The 20,197-nt window shown below is 40.7% G+C and carries 17 protein-coding genes; 1 reads left to right on the plus strand and 16 read right to left on the minus strand.

Annotated features, from left to right (window positions below; genetic code table 11):
* Positions 1-200: 200 nt before the first annotated feature.
* The 16 genes from hypB to PMAL9190_RS11580 all read right to left on the minus strand — a co-directional run bounded on the left by hypB (position 201) and on the right by PMAL9190_RS11580 (position 18,613).
* The gene (hypB, locus tag PMAL9190_RS11505) at positions 201-1,253 is read right to left on the minus strand and encodes a hydrogenase nickel incorporation protein HypB (RefSeq protein WP_087845328.1); all 1,053 of its coding nucleotides are present in this window, start codon (positions 1,251-1,253) and stop codon (positions 201-203) included.
* Between the two features lies 1 nt (position 1,254).
* Positions 1,255-1,596: a hydrogenase maturation nickel metallochaperone HypA gene (gene hypA / locus PMAL9190_RS11510; protein WP_087845329.1), complete on the minus strand. Its 342-nt coding sequence runs from the start codon at positions 1,594-1,596 to the stop codon at positions 1,255-1,257.
* 2 nt (positions 1,597-1,598) lie between these two features.
* Entirely contained in the window at positions 1,599-3,989 is a 2,391-nt protein-coding gene (gene hypF, locus PMAL9190_RS11515) for a carbamoyltransferase HypF (RefSeq protein ID WP_087845330.1), read from the minus strand.
* Between the two features lie 17 nt (positions 3,990-4,006).
* Positions 4,007-4,594, minus strand: coding sequence for a HupE/UreJ family protein (locus tag PMAL9190_RS11520; RefSeq protein WP_065167120.1), 588 nt, complete (start codon positions 4,592-4,594; stop codon positions 4,007-4,009).
* A 112-nt stretch (positions 4,595-4,706) separates the two neighbouring features.
* Positions 4,707-5,540: a formate dehydrogenase accessory sulfurtransferase FdhD gene (fdhD, locus tag PMAL9190_RS11525; RefSeq protein WP_200813413.1), complete on the minus strand. Its 834-nt coding sequence runs from the start codon at positions 5,538-5,540 to the stop codon at positions 4,707-4,709.
* Positions 5,541-5,583: 43 nt separating this feature from the next.
* Positions 5,584-7,653, minus strand: coding sequence for a sigma 54-interacting transcriptional regulator (locus PMAL9190_RS11530; protein WP_087845331.1), 2,070 nt, complete (start codon positions 7,651-7,653; stop codon positions 5,584-5,586).
* A 320-nt stretch (positions 7,654-7,973) separates the two neighbouring features.
* Entirely contained in the window at positions 7,974-10,118 is a 2,145-nt protein-coding gene (fdhF, locus tag PMAL9190_RS11535; protein WP_087845332.1) for a formate dehydrogenase subunit alpha, read from the minus strand.
* A 56-nt stretch (positions 10,119-10,174) separates the two neighbouring features.
* Positions 10,175-10,723 carry a 4Fe-4S dicluster domain-containing protein gene (locus PMAL9190_RS11540; protein ID WP_087845333.1) on the minus strand — a complete coding sequence of 183 codons (549 nt, stop codon included), beginning with the start codon at positions 10,721-10,723 and terminating at the stop codon, positions 10,175-10,177.
* 270 nt (positions 10,724-10,993) lie between these two features.
* Positions 10,994-11,488 carry a hydrogenase maturation peptidase HycI gene (gene hycI / locus PMAL9190_RS11545; protein ID WP_065167145.1) on the minus strand — a complete coding sequence of 165 codons (495 nt, stop codon included), beginning with the start codon at positions 11,486-11,488 and terminating at the stop codon, positions 10,994-10,996.
* A gap of 32 nt (positions 11,489-11,520) precedes the next feature.
* Positions 11,521-11,970: a formate hydrogenlyase maturation HycH family protein gene (locus PMAL9190_RS11550; RefSeq protein ID WP_060997185.1), complete on the minus strand. Its 450-nt coding sequence runs from the start codon at positions 11,968-11,970 to the stop codon at positions 11,521-11,523.
* Complete coding sequence (locus PMAL9190_RS11555; protein WP_087845334.1) at positions 11,967-12,800, minus strand: NADH-quinone oxidoreductase subunit B family protein; 834 nt, start codon at positions 12,798-12,800, stop codon at positions 11,967-11,969. The genes PMAL9190_RS11550 and PMAL9190_RS11555 overlap by 4 nt, the downstream gene beginning before the upstream one ends.
* The gene (locus PMAL9190_RS11560; RefSeq protein ID WP_060997187.1) at positions 12,797-13,345 is read right to left on the minus strand and encodes a formate hydrogenlyase complex iron-sulfur subunit; all 549 of its coding nucleotides are present in this window, start codon (positions 13,343-13,345) and stop codon (positions 12,797-12,799) included. The genes PMAL9190_RS11555 and PMAL9190_RS11560 overlap by 4 nt, the downstream gene beginning before the upstream one ends.
* Before the next feature lie 8 nt (positions 13,346-13,353).
* Positions 13,354-15,108: a hydrogenase large subunit gene (locus PMAL9190_RS11565; protein ID WP_087845335.1), complete on the minus strand. Its 1,755-nt coding sequence runs from the start codon at positions 15,106-15,108 to the stop codon at positions 13,354-13,356.
* A 9-nt stretch (positions 15,109-15,117) separates the two neighbouring features.
* The gene (locus PMAL9190_RS11570) at positions 15,118-16,071 is read right to left on the minus strand and encodes a respiratory chain complex I subunit 1 family protein (RefSeq protein WP_087845336.1); all 954 of its coding nucleotides are present in this window, start codon (positions 16,069-16,071) and stop codon (positions 15,118-15,120) included.
* The gene (locus PMAL9190_RS11575; RefSeq protein ID WP_087845337.1) at positions 16,071-18,002 is read right to left on the minus strand and encodes a proton-conducting transporter transmembrane domain-containing protein; all 1,932 of its coding nucleotides are present in this window, start codon (positions 18,000-18,002) and stop codon (positions 16,071-16,073) included. The genes PMAL9190_RS11570 and PMAL9190_RS11575 overlap by 1 nt, the downstream gene beginning before the upstream one ends.
* Positions 17,999-18,613 carry a 4Fe-4S dicluster domain-containing protein gene (locus PMAL9190_RS11580; protein WP_060997191.1) on the minus strand — a complete coding sequence of 205 codons (615 nt, stop codon included), beginning with the start codon at positions 18,611-18,613 and terminating at the stop codon, positions 17,999-18,001. The genes PMAL9190_RS11575 and PMAL9190_RS11580 overlap by 4 nt, the downstream gene beginning before the upstream one ends.
* Positions 18,614-19,111: 498 nt before the next feature.
* Between PMAL9190_RS11580 and PMAL9190_RS11585 the strand changes: the two genes are divergently transcribed.
* Entirely contained in the window at positions 19,112-20,173 is a 1,062-nt protein-coding gene (locus PMAL9190_RS11585; RefSeq protein WP_144384356.1) for a hypothetical protein, read from the plus strand.
* Positions 20,174-20,197: the final 24 nt, after the last annotated feature.

The following is a 20,197-nucleotide window of genomic DNA, read 5'->3' on the forward strand; positions in this document are numbered from 1 at the left end:
GCTTAAGCTCTGTTAGCAATGTGCGCGGGATTTTATAGATAAATAAAAAAAATGATAGTTTTAATTTAGCTATTTAAACGTTTTTTTGAACATTATCACTTATTAGTCTTAAATATGAACATTAAACAAAACATTAAAAGGCTGTATATATTAATTCGATATATACAGCATCTTAATCCTTACTAAAATACAGTCATTAATTACAGTTGCTGACGATTTTCGTTTAACCAGTTAAACCATGCGTCCATACCCTCACCTGTTTTAGCTGACAGCTTAATCACTTGAATTTCAGGGTTTACTTTACGTGCATTAGCAATACAATCTTCTATATTGACATCAACATAAGGCAACAGATCGATTTTATTAATGATCATTAAATCTGCCGCAGCAAACATATTTGGATATTTAAGCGGCTTATCCTCGCCTTCCGTCACCGATAAAATAGCAACTTTAGAGGCTTCGCCAAGATCAAAGCTCGCTGGACAGACTAAATTACCCACATTTTCAATAAACAAAAATCCTGGTTCATTGATGGCCAATTGATGATAAGCGTCGTGGATCATTTGAGCATCAAGATGACAACCTTTACCGGTATTAACTTGAATAGCAGGCACTGACGTTGCACGAATACGATCAGCATCATTAGTCGTTTGTTGATCACCTTCGATCACAGCACAAGCACAGTGATCCTTTAATCGCATCAAGGTTTCAGTTAGCAATGTAGTTTTGCCTGAACCTGGGCTTGAAACTAGATTTAGCACCAATTGCTGGTTTTCAATAAAATGCGCTCGGTTATGAGCTGCAAGTTGATTATTGTTACCTAATATATCCATTTCTAGTGTGAGTAGTTGTCGCTGTGAAACACCAGCAACATGAACTTCAGCTTCACCCTTACCATAATGGAGATCACCAGTATTTAAACGCTCTGGTTGATGGTGCGTATGGTGATTATCGCTATCATGGGCATGATGGTGTGAATGTTGATGATTAGTATCATGCTCATGATGATGTCCATGCGTTGCTTGCTGAGGCATAGCACTAGCAGGCAAAGTATAATGAACATGATGATGAACATCACCCTGATGATGATAATGATGATGGATAACTACTGACTGTGGCACATCTTTGATAGCATGGTGATGATCATTGTGCTGATGTGGATGATGGTGATGATCATCATGGCTGTGATCATGAGAATGTTCGTGAGAGTGACCTTCAATTCGGCTATCTCCGCAGCCGCATACGTTACACATATTACTCAACCTCGATATGTTTAATCATTAATTCATCGCCAGCTTCAACTTTTAATTGATAGCCTTGACAGCGTGGACAACTAACGCCACGCTCTGGAATTGTTACATGTTGCTGACAGTCTAAGCACCATACTCGTGCCGCAACAGATTCAATCTTCAATTGAGCATCTGCGGCGATAGTGCCACGACTAGCAAATTCAAACCCCGTTGCTAATGCTTGAGGCTCAATACATGACAGTGTACCAATGGCTAATGTCACACTTGTCACGCGCTTAAAGCCTTGTTTTTTAGCCTGTTCAACCACGGTATCAACCGTATTTATACTCAGTGATAATTCATGCATTGCTACGCTTCCTGTGATTTACTCATTGACTTGATAGATTGGTGATGTAGCGCATACCACAATTGTCCCGCAGCAATGGCACCATCATTGGATGGTAATTGTTCACCACAATAAAGCGGCTGTGAGTGTTCTGAAAATTGGCGATAAATATGATCGACCAACACGCGATTTTGAAACACTCCTCCACCAAGAACTACCGCATGACTAGGATATTGTTTTGCTATCGTCGCTATCATTTTTGCTATCGCCATCAACATACTGTGTGCCAAGCTATTGATCCATGTTTGACGTTGCTCATCAGTAATATCACTCACCAAAGGCAATATGTGAGCAAGCAATGGCTGCCAATCAATAACACCAGTTGCAGTGATCTGAAATGATAACGGAATATGATAGATATTCTGTTTCGCCGCTTGTTCCAGCAGTAGCCCACATTGACCTTCGTAATTAACCTTATCAACTAACCCTAATAAACAAGCCCAAGCATCAATCAGTCGACCGATTGAAGAGGTATAAGGAGAGCGGCTGCCACTTTGCCATAGCTGATAAAGATTATTAAAATGTACCTCTGTCCATGTTGAAAAGGCACTTAATTGCATCGCTTTAATATCATCAAGCGTATAACACTCAAGTAGCATCGCAAATAATAGCCGTGCTGGTTGTTTGATTGCTTGTTCACCACCAATAAGACGGAAAGGTCGTAAATGACCAATACGTTGGTAGTCTTGACACGATGCAAGTAATACTTCCCCACCCCACACAGTGTTATCATCCCCCCAACCCGTTCCGTCAAAAGTAAAACCAAGGACAGGTTGAGTAAGATTAAACTCCGCCATTACAGCTAAAATATGCGCATGGTGATGTTGAACTTGAAGTTGGTTTAGCGGTATTTTAGTAGCAGAAATCAGCTTTTTTGCGTATGCCGTGGAATAATAGTTCGGGTGTTTATCACATACAATTTGTGCAGCGCTGACTTGATATAACTGCTGTAGATCAGCCACTGTTTGTTGATAGCGCTGTTCAGTATCAAGGTTATTAAGATCACCAATATAAGGCGACAATACCCACTGCTGAGGCAACGCCAGTGCAATCGTCGATTTCTGCTGCGCACCAAGCGCTAGCGTTATCGTCTCAGCTTTATGGCCAAAGTGGCTATAAGGAGCATAACCACGCGCCATACGTAGAGTGCGTATTTTTTCACCCGCGTAATGTACAACACTATCGTCACAGGCATGAACAATAGGACGATTATGATCAAGTACGCTATCAATCAAACCCGAAAATTGCTGTTCTATCTGCTCGATTTCAGTCGCAATTGGCATACCAGAAACATTAGCACTAGTCATAACCAATATTGCAGCGGTATTATTTTTTGCTAGTGCGGCAAATAATAAATAATGCAATGGAGTATAAGGTAACATTACGCCTAAATAAGGCACATTAGGAGCAACATTGTCAGCAAGGCTAACTGTTGATACGTCACAATTAATCGTTTGAGACTTATGCATTAACACAATAGGGCGTGCTTGAGAGTCCAATGCCTGCCATTCAATTGCATCGCCAGTAACTAACTGTTGTGCGGTATCGATATCAGCAACCATGACTGCTAATGGTTTTTGTTGCCGATGCTTAATTTGGCGTAATTGTGCAACGGCATCAGAATTGGTGCCATCACAAACAAGGTGAAAACCACCCAGCCCTTTAATTGCAACTACAGCACCGGCTTGAAGGCGTTGTGCTACCTGATTAATCGCCGCTTGTTGGGTTAATTCAGCATCAGCCATCGCGTCGTTACGGTAATCAATAAACCGAGTCCACGGCCCACAAACGCTACAACTTATTGGCTGAGCATGATAACGACGATCTAGTGGGTTTTCATATGCTTGTTGGCAATCATGACATAATGCAAAACTTGCCATACTGGTTGTAACCCGATCATAGGGTAACGCACGAGTAATACTGTAACGAGGCCCGCAATGGGTACAGTTAGTAAAAGGATAGCGATAATAGCGTGAGATAGGATTTGCAATGTCTTGTCTGCAGGCGTGACAAAGCCCTTGATCAGGAGAAACACACACCGTAGTACTATTACAGTGCTGACTCTTTTCAATACTAAATAGTTCTGGTTTTTCAGAATCTTGCCATAACGAGAGTGATAGCACAGCGATATCATCAATACGGCTTAAAGGTGGCGCTTGTTGCTCAAGTGCAATAATAAAACGTTCAAGGTTTTCAATTTCACCTTGCGCCTCAATTTTCACCCCTTCTGAATCATTAATTACCCACCCAACAAGCGCATACTGTAGCGCCAGTTGGTAGACAAAGGGGCGGAAACCGACCCCTTGTACAATGCCGGTAATATGAATATATTTTCGTGCAAAGTTGTCTTTCACTGTATTATCCAGCTAAATTACGACAGCATTAATACGCCACCAAAGGCTGCCATAACAATGCCAACCACACGCATTACTCGTTGGTTGATGGCAGAAGTCATGACTAATTTACCTAGTGCAATGCCTGATACATGTAAGATTGCAGTTGCTAACACGAAACCAGTAAAGTATTCCATCGCTTGTGCATCAAGCGGCATTTCCATACCGTGTGCCATGCCATGGAATAACGCAAACGCCATCACTAAGCCCGTTGCCAATTTTTCAGACAGACGACCGCCAGCTAACAACATTGCGCCCATACCAATCACTGATAAAGCAATGCCCATTTCGATGCCAGGTAATACCATGCCTGCAACACCTAATGCGCCCCCAACAACCATAATACCAATGAATGCCATTGGTAAACGTGATACCGCTTTACCGCCCATTAATGCCGCTAATAACCCCACACCAATCATTACTGATAAGTGATCAAGGCCTGTAAATGGGTGAACAAAACCGGTCATAAAACCCGTTGTTGTATGCGGTCCAATGTGGCCTGGGTGTGCTAAAACGAAGGGTGAAAAAAGAGTAAGCGCACCAGCAACAACATGTTTAATTTTCATTTATATTTATCCTTAATGTAATAGAATCAAACCCCGACTTAACGGGCGATTTATTGCTAATAAGTAAGAAGGAGACCCACTAATTAACATTAAATTCAATACTTAATCCTTGTTAAATCATCCCTGTAATACGTTCAGGATGCGCATAAGCATCTGCGCGACCATTACGGCAATGGCCCAATAACGTCAGATTAAGTTTTTCAGCCAGATCAACTGCCATTTTAGTGGCTGAAGATATCGCTAGCAGCACCTCAACCCCTGCGGCGGCCGCTTTTTGAACCATCTCAAAACTGGCACGACTCGTTACCAATACAGCCCCACCCGTTAACTGGCGCTGATGAATACAGCCCACTAATTTATCCAAAGCAATGTGACGACCAACATCTTCAAAAATGGCTTCTACTTGTCCTTGTTGGTTGATATATACCGCCGCATGAGCAGAGCCAGTTAACTGATTTAATTGCTGCTTACGCAATAATTGTTGCAAAACAGGATCAAGAAAACCTAAATCAAACTCCACTGATGATGGAACTGGATCAAGCGCTCTACATACCGTTTCTAACTTTTCTTCACCACAAATGCCACAACCTGTCAGCCCTGCAAGTGAGCGACGCTTTTGTTGTAAACGTGCCACGCAACGATTAGCAATGGTGACATTAATATTGATACCGTCACAGGTTGGTATCATATCGATATCATGAATATCACGATGATGGTCAATGATCCCTTCAGATAACGAAAAACCAATTGCAAACTGTTCTAAATCATTGGGGGTACACATCATTACTGTGTAAGCAACACCATTAAAAGCTATGGCAACCGGTGTTTCTTCAATGATGTAATCAAGCTCATTACAATCAGTTTTGCCTTTACGGTAACGTACGATAGGACGTTCACTCGCATTACAAAACATTGATTCCGGTAACGCTTCGAAGGTGTTCAACATCTTTTTCCTTTATTCATCTATGATGATGTTTTATTTATGGTATTCAGTTAATTAATCGAAAATCTTGGCTATTCAAACCCATTTTTTGCATGCGCGATAACAAGGTGGTTCGCTTTAACCCTAACTGATTAGCAGCACCATTAGGGCCAGCAATAACACCACCACAGCGAATTAACGCATCCACTATCATTTGTTTATCTATCATCGGCGAAGGCGATTTAACTGTCGCAGGTAATACCGTATCTTGTTCCACGACTTCAACAGATTTACTCGCCGATATAGATGACGACGAAACCAATTCTTGTATAGGTACATTAAGTACATGGCCTCGAGTTAAAATAACTGAACGCTCAATCACGTTACGCAATTCACGTACATTACCCGGCCATGAAAATTGCTGCATAATATGCATATCTTCAGCGGCAATAGAGGTAATGTTTTTACCCATTTTTTTCGCAAGTTCGCGGGTAAAATGTTTGACTAATAACGGAATATCTTCTGCTCGTTCACGCAACGGCGGTATTTCAATCGGGAAAACATTCAAACGGTAATATAAATCATTACGGAATTGCTTCTGCTGTACCATTTGCAGCAGGTTGACATTAGTCGCCACCACAATACGTACATCGACACTGATAAGCTGGTTTTTACCTACTCGCTCAATTTCATTTTCTTGCAACGCACGTAATAATTTAGGCTGTAACTCCAATGGCATATCACCAATTTCATCAAGAAATAATGTGCCTTTATGTGCTTGCTCAAACCGACCAACACGTTGAGTAACCGCTCCTGTAAATGCGCCACGTTCATGGCCAAACAATTCACTTTCAAACAGCCCACTTGGAATTGCAGCACAGTTCATCTTGACCATATCGGTTTTACTGCGGTGACTCATTTTATGAATAGCGCGTGCAATCAACTCTTTACCTGTGCCTGATTCACCTAAAATCAATACCGTACTATCGCAACTGGCAACTAAAGCAACCTGCTCTAGCACCTTATTCATCACTTCACTTTGACTAATAATGTCATCAAAAATAGCATGCTCATCATAGCTATCTTCGATACTAATGAACTTAGTTTGAGAGCGATGTGGAATCGCAGATTGATGCACTTTAATGCTGTGCATTGCTAATGCAACCCGTGCTGATATTTGTTTAAATAATTCAATCTCACTTAGCTCAAATTGGCTTTCTACCGCTTTGACATAACAAATATAACCAATGGTTACACCGCGAAATATCATTGGTATAACACAAGCACTTTTTGCCAACGATGAAAAATAAGGACTATTATCATCCCCTCTTAAAGTATAAATATCAGCCGCAGTTAACATAACCGCTTTATTATTTTCAACTGCATTTTTAATCATGCTGTCATCAGTAAAAAAATGACATTGATAATCAATTTCACCTTCAATATCACCACCAGAATATTGATTATAATGGCCATCTTGAGATTGAATGATTGATAATTCATTCATTCCAAATCGTTGATATAAAAAGTGTAATAGCGAGCCAATCAGTTCTTTTTTTGAACTTTGATTAATAACAGCATTAGTAATATCAACTAAAAATTGATAATCCTTATGCTCATTACTTAATTGTTGAGTTAACGATGAAGCAATTTGATGCTCAAGAATATGTTCGATCATTGCAGCAACCATATTATTGAACAGCTTAAATTGTTTTTCTACATCATCATAACTAGGTAAACGAAGATTAATATATTCAATTGCTCCTAACTGCTGATTTGCTATTAGCAGCGGTATTTTACAATAAGTTTGAATATTAGTGTATGCCGGATGGATAGATAATTGAGGAAATGTTCGATAAAGTTCTTCGCCATTAATATAATGGCTGTATTCACATGAAACAACATGATGAAGACTTAGATTATCCTCTGAATAATCATAGCATTGGAAATTTTTATTCGCATCTTGATAATATAAGATTGATTGAGCATTTATATCATCTTTTAAAATAATATTAACACGATCGGCATCGATGAATAACAAACTTTCATTATTTAGAAAATTTATTACACCTGATATATCATTAATAGACAATAATGCCTTAGAAAAGATCATTAAATCGCTTTCAAAATTTTCCATCTTGACATTAACTCTTGCTGATAATATGACTTAAATCGTGAATAATAACTCAATCATTTGTTATACAATTCTCAAGTATTTTAGTAACTAAGTATTGATCCATATCAATCAATAATTACTAACAATAGCATCACTAAAATAAAAGTAATAATATTATTAAGTTATTGAGCTAAAAATTAAATAAATGCGATTACTTTTACAAAAAAACAAATAAGGCACCAAGATAAAAAATAATCAATATTTTATCTTGGAAACCTTATTTTCATTTATGAGTTATAAATTACAAATAAAACGTAATCAGTCTTATTTAAATAATTTAATTACGCATTTGCAACGTGGTTTTTCAAACGTGCTTTCAAATTACTATACTCAGTTTGTACATAATTTTCAGCCCACGGCTGATCATCAATATTTTCTACTTTAACAGCACAATATTTAAATTCAGGCGTCTTTGAAATTGGATCCACATGTTCAATGGTTAATTCGTTACAAGCACCAATCCACCACTGGTATGTCATGTAAACCACACCTTTATTCACACGGTCATTATAGTTAGCGCGTGAGATAATTTTACCACGACGAGATGATACCCAAACTAATTGTTGATCATCGATCCCCAATGCTTTGGCATCATTCGGGTGCATCTGCACATAACCAGGTTCATCAGCCAATGTTTGCAACGCAGCACAGTTACCTGTCATGGAACGGCAAGAGTAGTGACCTACCTCACGTACCGTTGACAACACTAACGGATAGTCTGCATCAACCTGCTCTAACGGTGGGCGCCAATCTGCACCGATGAAGCTACCTTTACCTGATGGCGTTGTGAACTTATTGCCTTCAAATAAGTACGGTGTACCTGGATGATCTTCTGTTGGACAAGGCCATTGTACAGATTTTAGATCAGCCATTTTCTCGTAGGTAGCCCCTGCATACAGTGGACATAATGAACGTAGTTCATCCCAGATTTCTTGAGTATTGTTATACGACATCGGGTAACCCATGTACGTTGCTAACAAACTAAAGATTTCCCAGTCAGGCTTGACATCACCGGTTGGATTCACTGCTTTATAGAAGCGTTGGAAACCACGATCGGCACTACTGTATACACCTTCATGTTCACCCCAGCTAGTCGCAGGGAAAATCACATCGGCAAATTCCGCAGTTTGTGTCATGAAGATATCTTGAACGATAACCAGTTCCATCTTACGCATGGTTTCACGCATAGCAGCAAGATCAGCTTCTGTTTGTGCAGGATCTTCACCGAAGATGTAAAACGCTTTACAAATACCTTCGTCAGCTTTGTGGCCTACTTCAGTTAAGCGGTAACCCGGCTTACCTGATAGTTCTACGCCCCATGCTTTTTCGAATTTTTCACGGTTTTCGTCAACAAAAACATCCTGATAACCTGGGAACTGATTCGGTAGCATACCCATATCACAGGTACCTTGAACGTTGTTTTGACCACGAACCGGACCACAACCAACACCTGGACGACCAAAGTTACCGGTTAACAGTGCTAAGCCAGCTAAACCACGAACCACATCAACCGCTTGACCATACTGAGTAACACCCATACCCCATAAAATCATCGCTTCAGGTGCAGCCGCGTATGTACGAGCCGCCATGCGAATATCCGCAGCGCTAAGACCTGTGATTTCTTCTACAGACTCTGGAGTATAACGTAAAGCAATTTCACGGAACTCTGCAAAACCTTCAGTGTTATTTTCAACAAAAGATTTGTCGTATAAATTTTCTTCGATAATCACATTCGCTAACGCATTAACGAGTGCCATGTTCGAACCGTTCTTTAACGCTAGCCACTGATCAGCAACACGCGCAGATTCGATCTTACGTGGGTCACATACAATAATCTTAGCGCCATTTGCACGGGCTTTAAGAATATGTCTTGCTACAACAGGGTGAGAATCAGCCGCATTGTAACCGAATATGAGTAAGCATTTAGTAAGTTGAATTTCGGGAATAGCGTTACTCATTGCGCCATTACCTACTGTTGTCTCCAGACCGGAGACTGATGGTGCGTGTCACACCCTAGCACAGTGGTCAACATTGTTGGTTCCGATCACCGCCCTTGCGAATTTTTGCATCACATAGTTGGCTTCGTTACCCGGACCGCGGGCTGAACCTGTTGTCATTATCGCATCTGGACCATATTGCTTTTTAATTGCCATTAGCTTATCGCCGGCAAATTGAATAGCTTCATCCCAAGACACGGCTTCTAATGCTGATTCACGAGTACGGCGAATCATTGGTTGCTTTAGGCGTGGTGTTAATAAGTTGGTATCGTTGAGGAAATCCCAACCATAGTAGCCTTTCAAACAAAGTTGGCCTTCATTGGTACGACCCATTGCTGGCTCTGCTGCCACCACTTTGTTATTTTCGACAACCAACTTTAGTTTGCACCCAGTACCACAGTAGGGACAAACAACAATTGATTTTTTCATACTAACCTTTTGGCTATAATTGTTATTAATGTGTATTTAAACGAAGGCTTAGCGCCTTAGCGCACAATCGCTACAGCAGCATTGAGCGCAGCTGCTTCACGTTTTTGTTTGCTTGTTTGCTGTAATGTTTCAGGTTCAATAATCTGAATAGCGCTAGTAGGACAAACTTCTACACACGCAGGACCTGCTTCACGATGAGAACACAAGTCACATTTCAATGCTTGAGATTTAGGCACCATGCGCTTAAATAGCGATGCACCTTTTGATTCTTCAACCATCTTTGTCACGACATTCATTGCACCATAAGGGCAAGCAATGACACAGGTTTTACACCCGATACAACGTGACTGAATCACTTTTACATAGCCATCTTCTAAAACGATAGCGTTATTAGGACAAACCTGCGCGCAGGGTGCATCATCACATTGACGGCACATTACGGGTGTTGTTACATGCGCATTTTTCACCAATGTCAAACGTGGTGAAAAATCCGTTGGTGCAACACCTGTTAATTTTCCATCTGCTTGATGTGAGACAACACATGCGATTTCACAAGTTCGACACCCAATACACAGATTTGGATCTGCAAAAACAAACCGGTTCATGGTCTATACCTTGTTGATATCGATACATCGCAACATAGTCTTATGCTACGATACCTTTTAAGCATTAATTATACCAAAAATAAAGATTTGATAAATTTATTTTTAACTTACTGAAATTAAATCAAAAAAAAAGGAAGCACATGCAGTGCTGTACTTCCTTTTTTAGTAATGTCGATAACCACATTAACCTCGCCACTTGATTCGACATTATTCGTCAGTGACTATCGACACCCTTCGACACCGTTTATTTATCGACAGTGCCAACCGGCATTAACAATGCTCAAAACCACCCGACCCTTGCCACTCAGGCAAACGTTGATAAATAGTTTCAACAGCGGTTTGCACCATTTCAGTTAGTGGAAATGAAAATGCCACAATCGCTGGTTGAATGCCGACAAAAATCACCTCTGGTACAAAGGTTTTGAGATCATCAATTAAGAAATTTAATGGCAAACTGTGAGTAGAAACCACATACATATCAACGATAGTTTCTGGATCTATGATCCTAACTTCTCCAGCTTGTTCACCAATATCAGCCGCATCAACCACAATCACACGTTGCGGTTGTGATTGTCGAATCAGATGCAGGCAATCTTCAGGCATTGAACCGCCTTCAAGCACGCTCCAATTCTCAATCGGGTTATCTTTGATCATTTTCGCCAATAATGGACCTGCGCCATCATCACCCATCATGCTATTACCCACGGTAAGCACAATATTGCTAACGGACAGATCAACATCATCATTAGAGACACTTTCGCCCATCACGGTTGACAGATTCACTTCCTGCAACATAGTTAGCGTATTCCTCGAATCATCATATACATAGTTGGCTCACGATGAATATCACCTAGCGCTGCAATAAAATCGCGGGTTAATTGCTGTGAACGCGCATTTTGGGTCGAGGTATCAATTCGATCAAAGGCTAACGCCAGCATATTAAGATGTTCTGGATAAATAGTAATTTCGCCAAACACAAAATAGCCCTTCATTTTATTGAACGCTTCACCGTCTTGTGGCAACGCGCTGATCCATGTCAGGTATTCATCACCTTCGCATTCAATCACAGCTTTTAAACAATCAACTACGCCTAAGTGATGGCCAATTGCCAAACTGTAATACATGATTTGTTTAGCTTCTTCAGGCACATCATAACTTTCATCAACAAACTTACGCCCTAAAGTATAAAAATAGACGCGTCCTTGGAAATGTCGAGATTGTGTTAATTCCGCTAAAACATCACTCATTGCTGACAGCCTCCACATGATGGCGAACCTTGACCAGAACAAGCGTCTGAGCCCGTTAATGCTGCCATGGTTTTTGATAGCAAGATATTAACGATTTCAGTTAAACGTGGATCATCTTTGGTCGCAAGATAATCACTTATTTTTTGATCAACGTTATCAGCACTACAGGTTGCAAGTACATTCAATACATCATCTGCAATACGCTGTCCTTGTACATAACCCGCAAGTAAGCGCGCTTGACGTTCAATCATCACCTTAATATCCAGTGGAATTTCGGTATGTTTTAAACTCGCCTTTTGCACTTCAGGTTGGTGTACCTTGGCTTTCAATTTTTGATCAAGTAGCCCTAATGCCACTGCAAATCCAAAAATGGTTGCTGCAGGTGTAGGCGGACATCCCGGAATATAAACATCAACCGGAACAATTTTATCTGTCCCCCCCCAAACACAGTAAAGATCGTGGAAAATACCACCATCACAGCCACATGCACCGTATGAAATCACAATCTTAGGATCTGGTGCTGCTTCATAAGCCCGTAATGCTGGAGCACGCATCGCACGTGTTACCGAACCGGTATAAAGCAAAATATCGGCATGTCGTGGCGAAGCAACAACTTTGATACCAAAACGTTCGGTATCAAAAATAGGCGTCGTTGCGGCAAAAATCTCAATCTCACATGCGTTACAACCGCCGCAGTCCACACGATATACATAGGCTGAACGACGAATTTCCTTGATTAGCGCATCTTTTAATTTTTGGCTATTGGGTGGCAATTCAACTGGTACGGTCTGAGTATGAGCTGTGCCAACTAATTGTTTAATACCTTTCACTTTTGCTCCTCAAGGTAACGTAGGTGACTGACATTTTCGCTGTCTAGCATGTTGTTGCTGCGACGACATTCAGGGCAAGTTTCAAGCTGTTTACGACGTTCTTGTAATTGTTCACCGCTAACGCCGCTTTGCGCTAAGGTATCAATCACATATTCAAGCAGTTTACCTGCAACAAAAGGACGCTCACATTGACGACAATTGGCCAAGGTAAAAACCGCTTCATCATACAGATCAGCTTTACTGGTCACTGCTAGCTCAAAATTCTGAGTCAGTTTAATTGCATGAGTTGGGCATACTTCTTCGCAACGGCCACAAAAAATACAGCGCGCAGTTGAAAGCTCCCAGCGACGAGTGCCTGACTTAGTATCAGTTTCCATGATCAATGCATTGGCAGGACAAGCACGAGTACAAGCTCCGCAAGATAAACACTGATCGGCATCGAGTTCAGGTTTACCACGAAAATCCTCATTAACTTCCATCGGAGCAAAAGGATACTTAGTGGTAACATTACCTGTTTTAAGTACTGTTTTTAATAACTTAAACACATATCCTCCTAAAGCTTAAATGGCGAGTTCTTGCGGTCAATGCTGTACTGCTCAATCGCTTTATAAGGAATAGTTTTACTACGCTGCTTTTTAGTATCAACAATCGTTACACGGTCAGTACATGAGTAACATGGATCTAAACTACCGATAATTAATGGTGCATCCGCTACTGTATTACCACGTAACATATAACGTAATGTTGGCCAGTTGGCGTATGTTGCTGCACGACAACGCCAGCGGAACAGTTTCTGATTATCACCAGTCATGCTCCAGTGAACGTTTTCACCACGTGGCGCTTCAGTAAAGCCCAACGCAAATTTATTTGGCTTGTAATCAAAACCTTCAGTGAGAATTGCACCCGGTGGTAGGTGATCCAAACCATATTCAATCACATTTAATGATTCAAACACTTCACGAATACGCACCATCACTCGTGAGAATACATCACCATTTTCCATCACTTGAATATCAATCGGCACGCTACCGTATGACTCTAATGATTGACCATGCACAGTACGTACATCACGATTAAAACCACTAGCACGAATCATTGGACCAACAGGACTGTAATCACGTGCTATCTGCTTTGATAACACACCCACGTTTTCTGTACGACTGCCAATGTTAGGCGTAGCAAGCAATACATCCACCAGCTCTGAGAATTTCTGACGAACTTCTTTCACCATCGCAATACCTTGTACGCGCTGCTGTTTTAGAAAATCGCGGCGCACGCCACCAATTAAGTTCATGCCATACGTTTTACGTGCACCAGTAAGCAATTCAGCAAGTTCCATGGTTTTTTCACGAACGCGGAAAAATTGCATAAAACCCGAGTCAAAACCAACAAAGTGGCTTGATAGACCGATGTTAAGCATATGGCTATGTAAGCGTTCAACTTCAAGCAATACAGTACGGATCATCTTGGCGCGAAATGGCACATCCACTGATAGCGCATTTTCGATGGTATTGCTGTAACCAACACTATGAGTAAAACCACAAATACCACAGACACGATCAGTTAGCTGTGCCACTTCATGGTAACCCATACGTGTTTCAGCTAATTTTTCCATACCTCGGTGAACATAGAACATGCGGTAATCGGCATCAACAATGTCTTCACCATCAACGAACAAACGGAAGTGACCCGGTTCATCAGAGGTAATATGCAATGGACCGACAGGTACAATACGGTTGCTATCATCACCCAGTTGATTATCAAACTGATAGGTTTCAGTTTCTGTGGTCGGTTGTGGTCGCTGACGGTAATCCATCGCATCTTTACGTAACGGATGAAGGTTTTCAGGCCAATCATCCGGTAATACTAAACGACGCTCATCGGGCAAACCTACGGGGTGTAGACCGTACATATCACGGATCTCACGCTCACCCCATACTGCAGCAGGAATAGTCGGTGTGATAGAAATAAACTCTTGGCTTGTCGCATCAACCAATACTTTTACGGTTACCCAGCTTTTTACTTCACCTTCCATAGAAAGCGCATGATAAACCGCAAAATGCCCATTAAGGCTACGTTCATCATTACCAAAAGTAACCGTTAACCAGCCACCTTGATCGTAATAAAGCCATTTCATCACTTCGACCAATGAGGTCATTTTTACCGTGATAGTAACCTGATTCTCTGTCTGCCACTCTTCATCAATAATCGCGGATGGAAAGAAATGATTCACACCATCGACATAGTTTTTACCAATACGACCCGCTTGTGGCTGCGAGTGAAATTGTTGAGATGTATTGTTTGTCATATCTATTACTTACCAACCAAAAATTAAAAATATCAGTGCCAATACAGCCACTAAAAACGCAGGGAAAATTACGCGATGAACCTGAGTAAAACGTACACGTGCCATAGTGTTTTCAACCAGGCCAGCAACTAAGAACACCACAAACAATTTAATCAACAGAATAATAGTTGCGGAAAATAAACCGCCAAAACTCAAACTACTTGCTTTACCCCAAGGGATGAAAATAGCCAGGAATAATTGCGCAACAACAAGCTGTTTTAAACCTAAACCCAATTTCACCATCGCCAATGCAGAACCAGAATATTCTGTCACTGGGCCTTCTTGTAGCTCTTGTTCTGCTTCTGCACTATCGAACGGTAATTTGCCCATTTCAATAAACAGCGCAAACGCACACACAATACCAGCAAGAATAATCGTTAATGGATGCTGCCAAGAATTATTGGCTAACGCATGACTGATATAACCTAAGTCAGTCGTACCAACACTCAGTGCAACCACAACAATAGCTAGGATTAATATTGGCTCAACTAAGATACCAAGTGTTAATTCACGACTACTGCCCATACCTGCAAACATACTGTTTGAATCAATACCTGATAACGAAAAAAAGAACCGAAAAATCGCTAACAGATAAATATCGGTAATAATGTCACCTGAAATAGGAAATGGTGACACTTGAGTAACCGTTGGTAGTGCCATTCCAATTAATAGCATTGTTACCACTAACACCCATGGCATGATCCAGAAAATAAAACCAGAGTTTGCTGGAGCAACCGATTGACGACGTAATAATTTGGCAATATCACGGTAGTCTTGTAATACACCCGGACCTTGGCGCGAATGAATTTTGGCACGAATAACGCGAGAGAAACCGGTTGCAAGCGGTGCTAACATCAGCATCAATATGGCTTGGAAAATCGCTAATACGATCCAACCCGCTGTTGGCATTTCAAGTGGGGACATTAGAGACTAACTCCTGAAATGAGAGGAACGAATAACACCACAACCACTACGGCAATAATGCAGAATCGACATACTTTACGGCTATCTAGTGTTGGCGTTTCACCACCATTACTTAGATAAGGCAATACAAAGCGCTCAGTAAATGATTGCTGACGGTTGTTATAAATAAAGCCAAACATATGGCGCATCGGGCGGGTAATACTCGCCGCTGATACCGTCATTTTTTGCTCATACTGGTAGCCACACGCCCAAGGATCACCTTGATGACGACGCTCAAGACGACGTTGACGGAAGGCGTAAAGCAACGCTGCTGGAACTAACGTTAATAGTGCCAACGCAATGGCAATTACAGGTGTTGAAAGGATCGCTTGATCAGCAACTGCAGGGTAAACCGTTAAACCATGAGCAACCGTTACTGGTGCCATGTTCAACATTGAAGAAGCGATTGAGGAGAAATACGGTGCAATCCACGGTGCACAAACACCTAACACCACACACAATATAGCCAATGATGTCGTTGCAGTAATCATTGCAGGCCCCACTTCACGGGTATTAGCTGCACGCTCTGTTTTGGGTGCGCCGGTGAAACAAATACCGTACACCTTCACAAAACACATACAAGCTAAAGCACCAGTAAAGGCCAGCATTACCATACCAAATGGGCCAAATAGCATGTTAGCAGCTGAACCTACTTTACCCATGCTAAATAATGACTGGTAAATAAACCACTCAGACACAAAGCCATTTAATGGTGGTAAGGCACAAATTGCCAATGTACCAATTAAAAACGCAGCCGCTGTTTTTGGCATTGTTTTTGCCAAGCCACCCATGTCATCCATTTCTTTAGTGTGCATGCGGAACACAATTGAACCAGAGCCGAGACATAACAGTCCTTTGAACACCGCATGATTTAATAAGTGGTATAAACCACCCAACAGACCAAGCAGAGCTAACACTGGATGATGTGACGCAATACCAATCATACTCACACCGACACCAATTAAAATAATGCCAATATTTTCAATGGTATGATATGCCAATAAACGTTTGATATCGTGTTCTGCCAACGCATACATTACGCCAAGCACAGAAGATACCGCGCCAAAGATTAATACCAAGAAACCCCACCACAATTGAGTTGCGCCAAGGAATAAAATCGCAAATTTCAAAATACCGTAGATGCCAATCTTAACCATCACACATGAGATTAAGGTTGAACAATATGACGGAGCAATTGGATACGCTTTCGGTAACCAGCCATGTAAACCAATACCAGCAGCTTTAATACCAAAACCCACTAAAGCCAATAAGAACACCAATGATGCAGTTGCCCCTGTAACAGGATTTTGCATAATAGCGCTGAATTGATAACTGTCGGCATGGGAAGCTACGATCATAAATGCGACCACAACCAATAAGCTCGCGGCATGATCAGCAATAAAATATTGCAAGCCAGCTTTTTTACTTTTAACGCTACCATCACTAATAACAATCAACCAAGAAGCCAGTGAAATGATCTCCATAAAAATAATAAAGACCATTACATTGGCTGACACCACAAGGGCTGTCATCGCTGCAGCAAAAATATTGAAAAGCACATTAACTTTCCAACCGCCTTTGCCATAGTATTCTTCAAGATAATTAATTGAATAAACAGATGCTGCCATGGTGACCACAGAAATAACCACCACCATCAATGCTGATAACATATCCATGCTAAACCAATGGCTCATTGCAGCAGTAGCATCGGCAGTATCGTAACCTGATACGATGGTGCTAATACCTGCAATAATGCCAAACAGGCCACCAAAGGCACTGATCACACCAGCAAGGCGTAAACTTTCTTGCTCATGCTTACGCCCTTGATACGATAAAATCGCAGCCACGGCATAACTTATTAAAGCAAAACAAACTAAAACTAATGGACTCATCGTGTTACTGCTCCACCTTTGGCTGATGCTGAACTATCTGCCGCACATTCACGTTTAATATCGCGTGCTTTAGCAATATTTGCTTCGTCAATGAGCACGATCGCTTGTGTTGGACACACTTCAGCACAGGCTGGTCCTTGTTCACGGAAACCACACAAATCACATTTAACCGCAATGCTCTTTACTCCAGGCTCCCAAGCAAGAATATCTTGACCAAATGTGCTAGGGATTGAAGTTGAAGGGTTACTTGAACGAATGGTTGAAGGGATATAAGTATCGTAACTATTTGCCATCGCAATAGGTCGACTACCATCAAAAGCGATTGCACCAAAAGGACAAGCAACAGCACATAACGTACAACCGACGCATAGTGTTTCATTAAGCATCACACGATCTTGTTGCTTAGTGATCGCTTGCACAGGACATACTGTGGCACAAGGTGCATCTTCACAATGACGACACATCACAGGCGCTGTGGCATCATCAAGTTTAACCACGGTTAGGCGGGGATGGCTTTGCAGTCCTTGTTGTTTATGTACTGTCGAACATGCTGCCATGCAGGTGCCACAACCAATACACTTCTCAGGATCTGCAATTACAAAGCTTTTCATTGTCTACCTAGTCAATCGCAAAAAAACCTAACAAAGCAATAAGTATGCCAAAATGGAATAATATAGGTTAATGTAAACAATTTCAGTTAGTTAACAAAGCTTCAGTGACACTAATTTACTTCTTTTTCAGGTACACACTCAATTAAATGTCGTCACAGATTATGTCGACACTCGACATCGACACATATCGACACTAAATGTATTTCACTCTTACTTTTATTTTGGCAACCAAACAAACTGGATGTATAAGTTATGATAATTAATATTATAAGATAATTATATTCATATAAATTAAAAACAGGATCAATAATGACGACTATATACCAAACCTATAAATATAATTTATATCAATAACTTGGCGCTTTAAAATAGTGACATTATTATGCAATTAAATTGTATTTGAAAATTCAACTATAAATGAAAAACATCACTCTAAAAAAACTATCTTTACTTATTTGTGGTTTATTAATCTCGCCTGTTAATTATGCGGCTGAATCAATGTCGAGTAATTACTATCAAGATGCTAATGGTAACTTCATTGGTTATACTCACGATCCAGAAGATTATATTCACGAATATAATTCTATTGCTTCTTTATTCAGAGGTGAATGGAATGGTTTAATGGATGTTAATGGCAACTTGAAATATGCTGATCACCCAGAATATGCCTCTATTTTGACAAAAAAAACTTATTATAAAAATACAGATTGTTCTGGTACTGGTTATTTTTCTTTTATTACGACGGACTCTGTTGCTATCGAGCCATTTAACACTCAGGTAATAAAAAACAGTCACAACAAATACATCAAATATACTGTACGAACACTTGATACTTATTCATCAGACTCTCAGCCTGCTGATATGCTGTCTTATTCAACACTAAATGCAAATGGCGATCTAGTATGTACAGAAACACCACGCGCCGCTATTAAACAACAAATAGCAGAAATTGAGCATAGAATAAATAACTATGCTGAGTATGAAAACGATGCTGATGAGCTGGAGTTCTTACAGTCTCAATTACGTCATACCGAACCTAGAGCTGTCGCAGCAATTCTAGATACTGGCACTGATATTACCAATAAATACAATTGGATGGGATTTAGAGATCACCTTAATGGCAGCGTATCAGGATTTGTTAAAGGAATTGATTATGACGCTGGTATCAAATTTGTCGAAAATATATCTCCACCACCGCCTCAGCCAGAAGAACTAACGTATGTACGTACGTCACATGATCTTAGTGTTCGCGTTCAAGCTAATGGTTCAATTGGCTCAGCTAGTATCACTCAAGGTCCTGATATTAAAATTAGCCAGCTGTTTGCCGTGAAAAAGTCACCGGGTATTTATGAAGTTACTATCCCAGAATCATTTTTACCAAAAAATAAAGCGGTTAGGCACTTACAATTACAGTGTTCAAATAACGTGGGGGCATCAAGCTTGATACCGAATACAAGTATTGGCTGTTATAAAATGGATAATCAAAATAAAATCCGTGTAACGACAACACGAAACGAAAAATATCACAGCACCGATTTCAGTTTAAATATTAAATATTAATTAGCAACAACAAAGTCAGAGTGG

Source organism: Photobacterium malacitanum, from assembly GCF_900185615.1.
GTDB classification, from domain to species: domain Bacteria; phylum Pseudomonadota; class Gammaproteobacteria; order Enterobacterales; family Vibrionaceae; genus Photobacterium; species Photobacterium malacitanum.

Bases quoted from the DNA above. Each gene is read 5' to 3' on its own strand.
- hypB (WP_087845328.1), bottom strand. From the start codon at position 1,253: ATGTGTAACGTATGCGGCTGCGGAGATAGCCGAATTGAAGGTCACTCT.
- hypA (WP_087845329.1), bottom strand. From the start codon at position 1,596: ATGCATGAATTATCACTGAGTATAAATACGGTTGATACCGTGGTTGAA.
- PMAL9190_RS11520 (WP_065167120.1), bottom strand. From the start codon at position 4,594: ATGAAAATTAAACATGTTGTTGCTGGTGCGCTTACTCTTTTTTCACCC.
- fdhD (WP_200813413.1), bottom strand. From the start codon at position 5,540: ATGTTGAACACCTTCGAAGCGTTACCGGAATCAATGTTTTGTAATGCG.
- PMAL9190_RS11530 (WP_087845331.1), bottom strand. From the start codon at position 7,653: ATGGAAAATTTTGAAAGCGATTTAATGATCTTTTCTAAGGCATTATTG.
- PMAL9190_RS11540 (WP_087845333.1), bottom strand. From the start codon at position 10,723: ATGAACCGGTTTGTTTTTGCAGATCCAAATCTGTGTATTGGGTGTCGA.
- hycI (WP_065167145.1), bottom strand. From the start codon at position 11,488: ATGGGCGAAAGTGTCTCTAATGATGATGTTGATCTGTCCGTTAGCAAT.
- PMAL9190_RS11550 (WP_060997185.1), bottom strand. From the start codon at position 11,970: ATGAGTGATGTTTTAGCGGAATTAACACAATCTCGACATTTCCAAGGA.
- PMAL9190_RS11565 (WP_087845335.1), bottom strand. From the start codon at position 15,108: ATGACAAACAATACATCTCAACAATTTCACTCGCAGCCACAAGCGGGT.
- PMAL9190_RS11570 (WP_087845336.1), bottom strand. From the start codon at position 16,071: ATGTCCCCACTTGAAATGCCAACAGCGGGTTGGATCGTATTAGCGATT.
- PMAL9190_RS11575 (WP_087845337.1), bottom strand. From the start codon at position 18,002: ATGAGTCCATTAGTTTTAGTTTGTTTTGCTTTAATAAGTTATGCCGTG.
- PMAL9190_RS11580 (WP_060997191.1), bottom strand. From the start codon at position 18,613: ATGAAAAGCTTTGTAATTGCAGATCCTGAGAAGTGTATTGGTTGTGGC.
- PMAL9190_RS11585 (WP_144384356.1), top strand. From the start codon at position 19,112: ATGTCGAGTAATTACTATCAAGATGCTAATGGTAACTTCATTGGTTAT.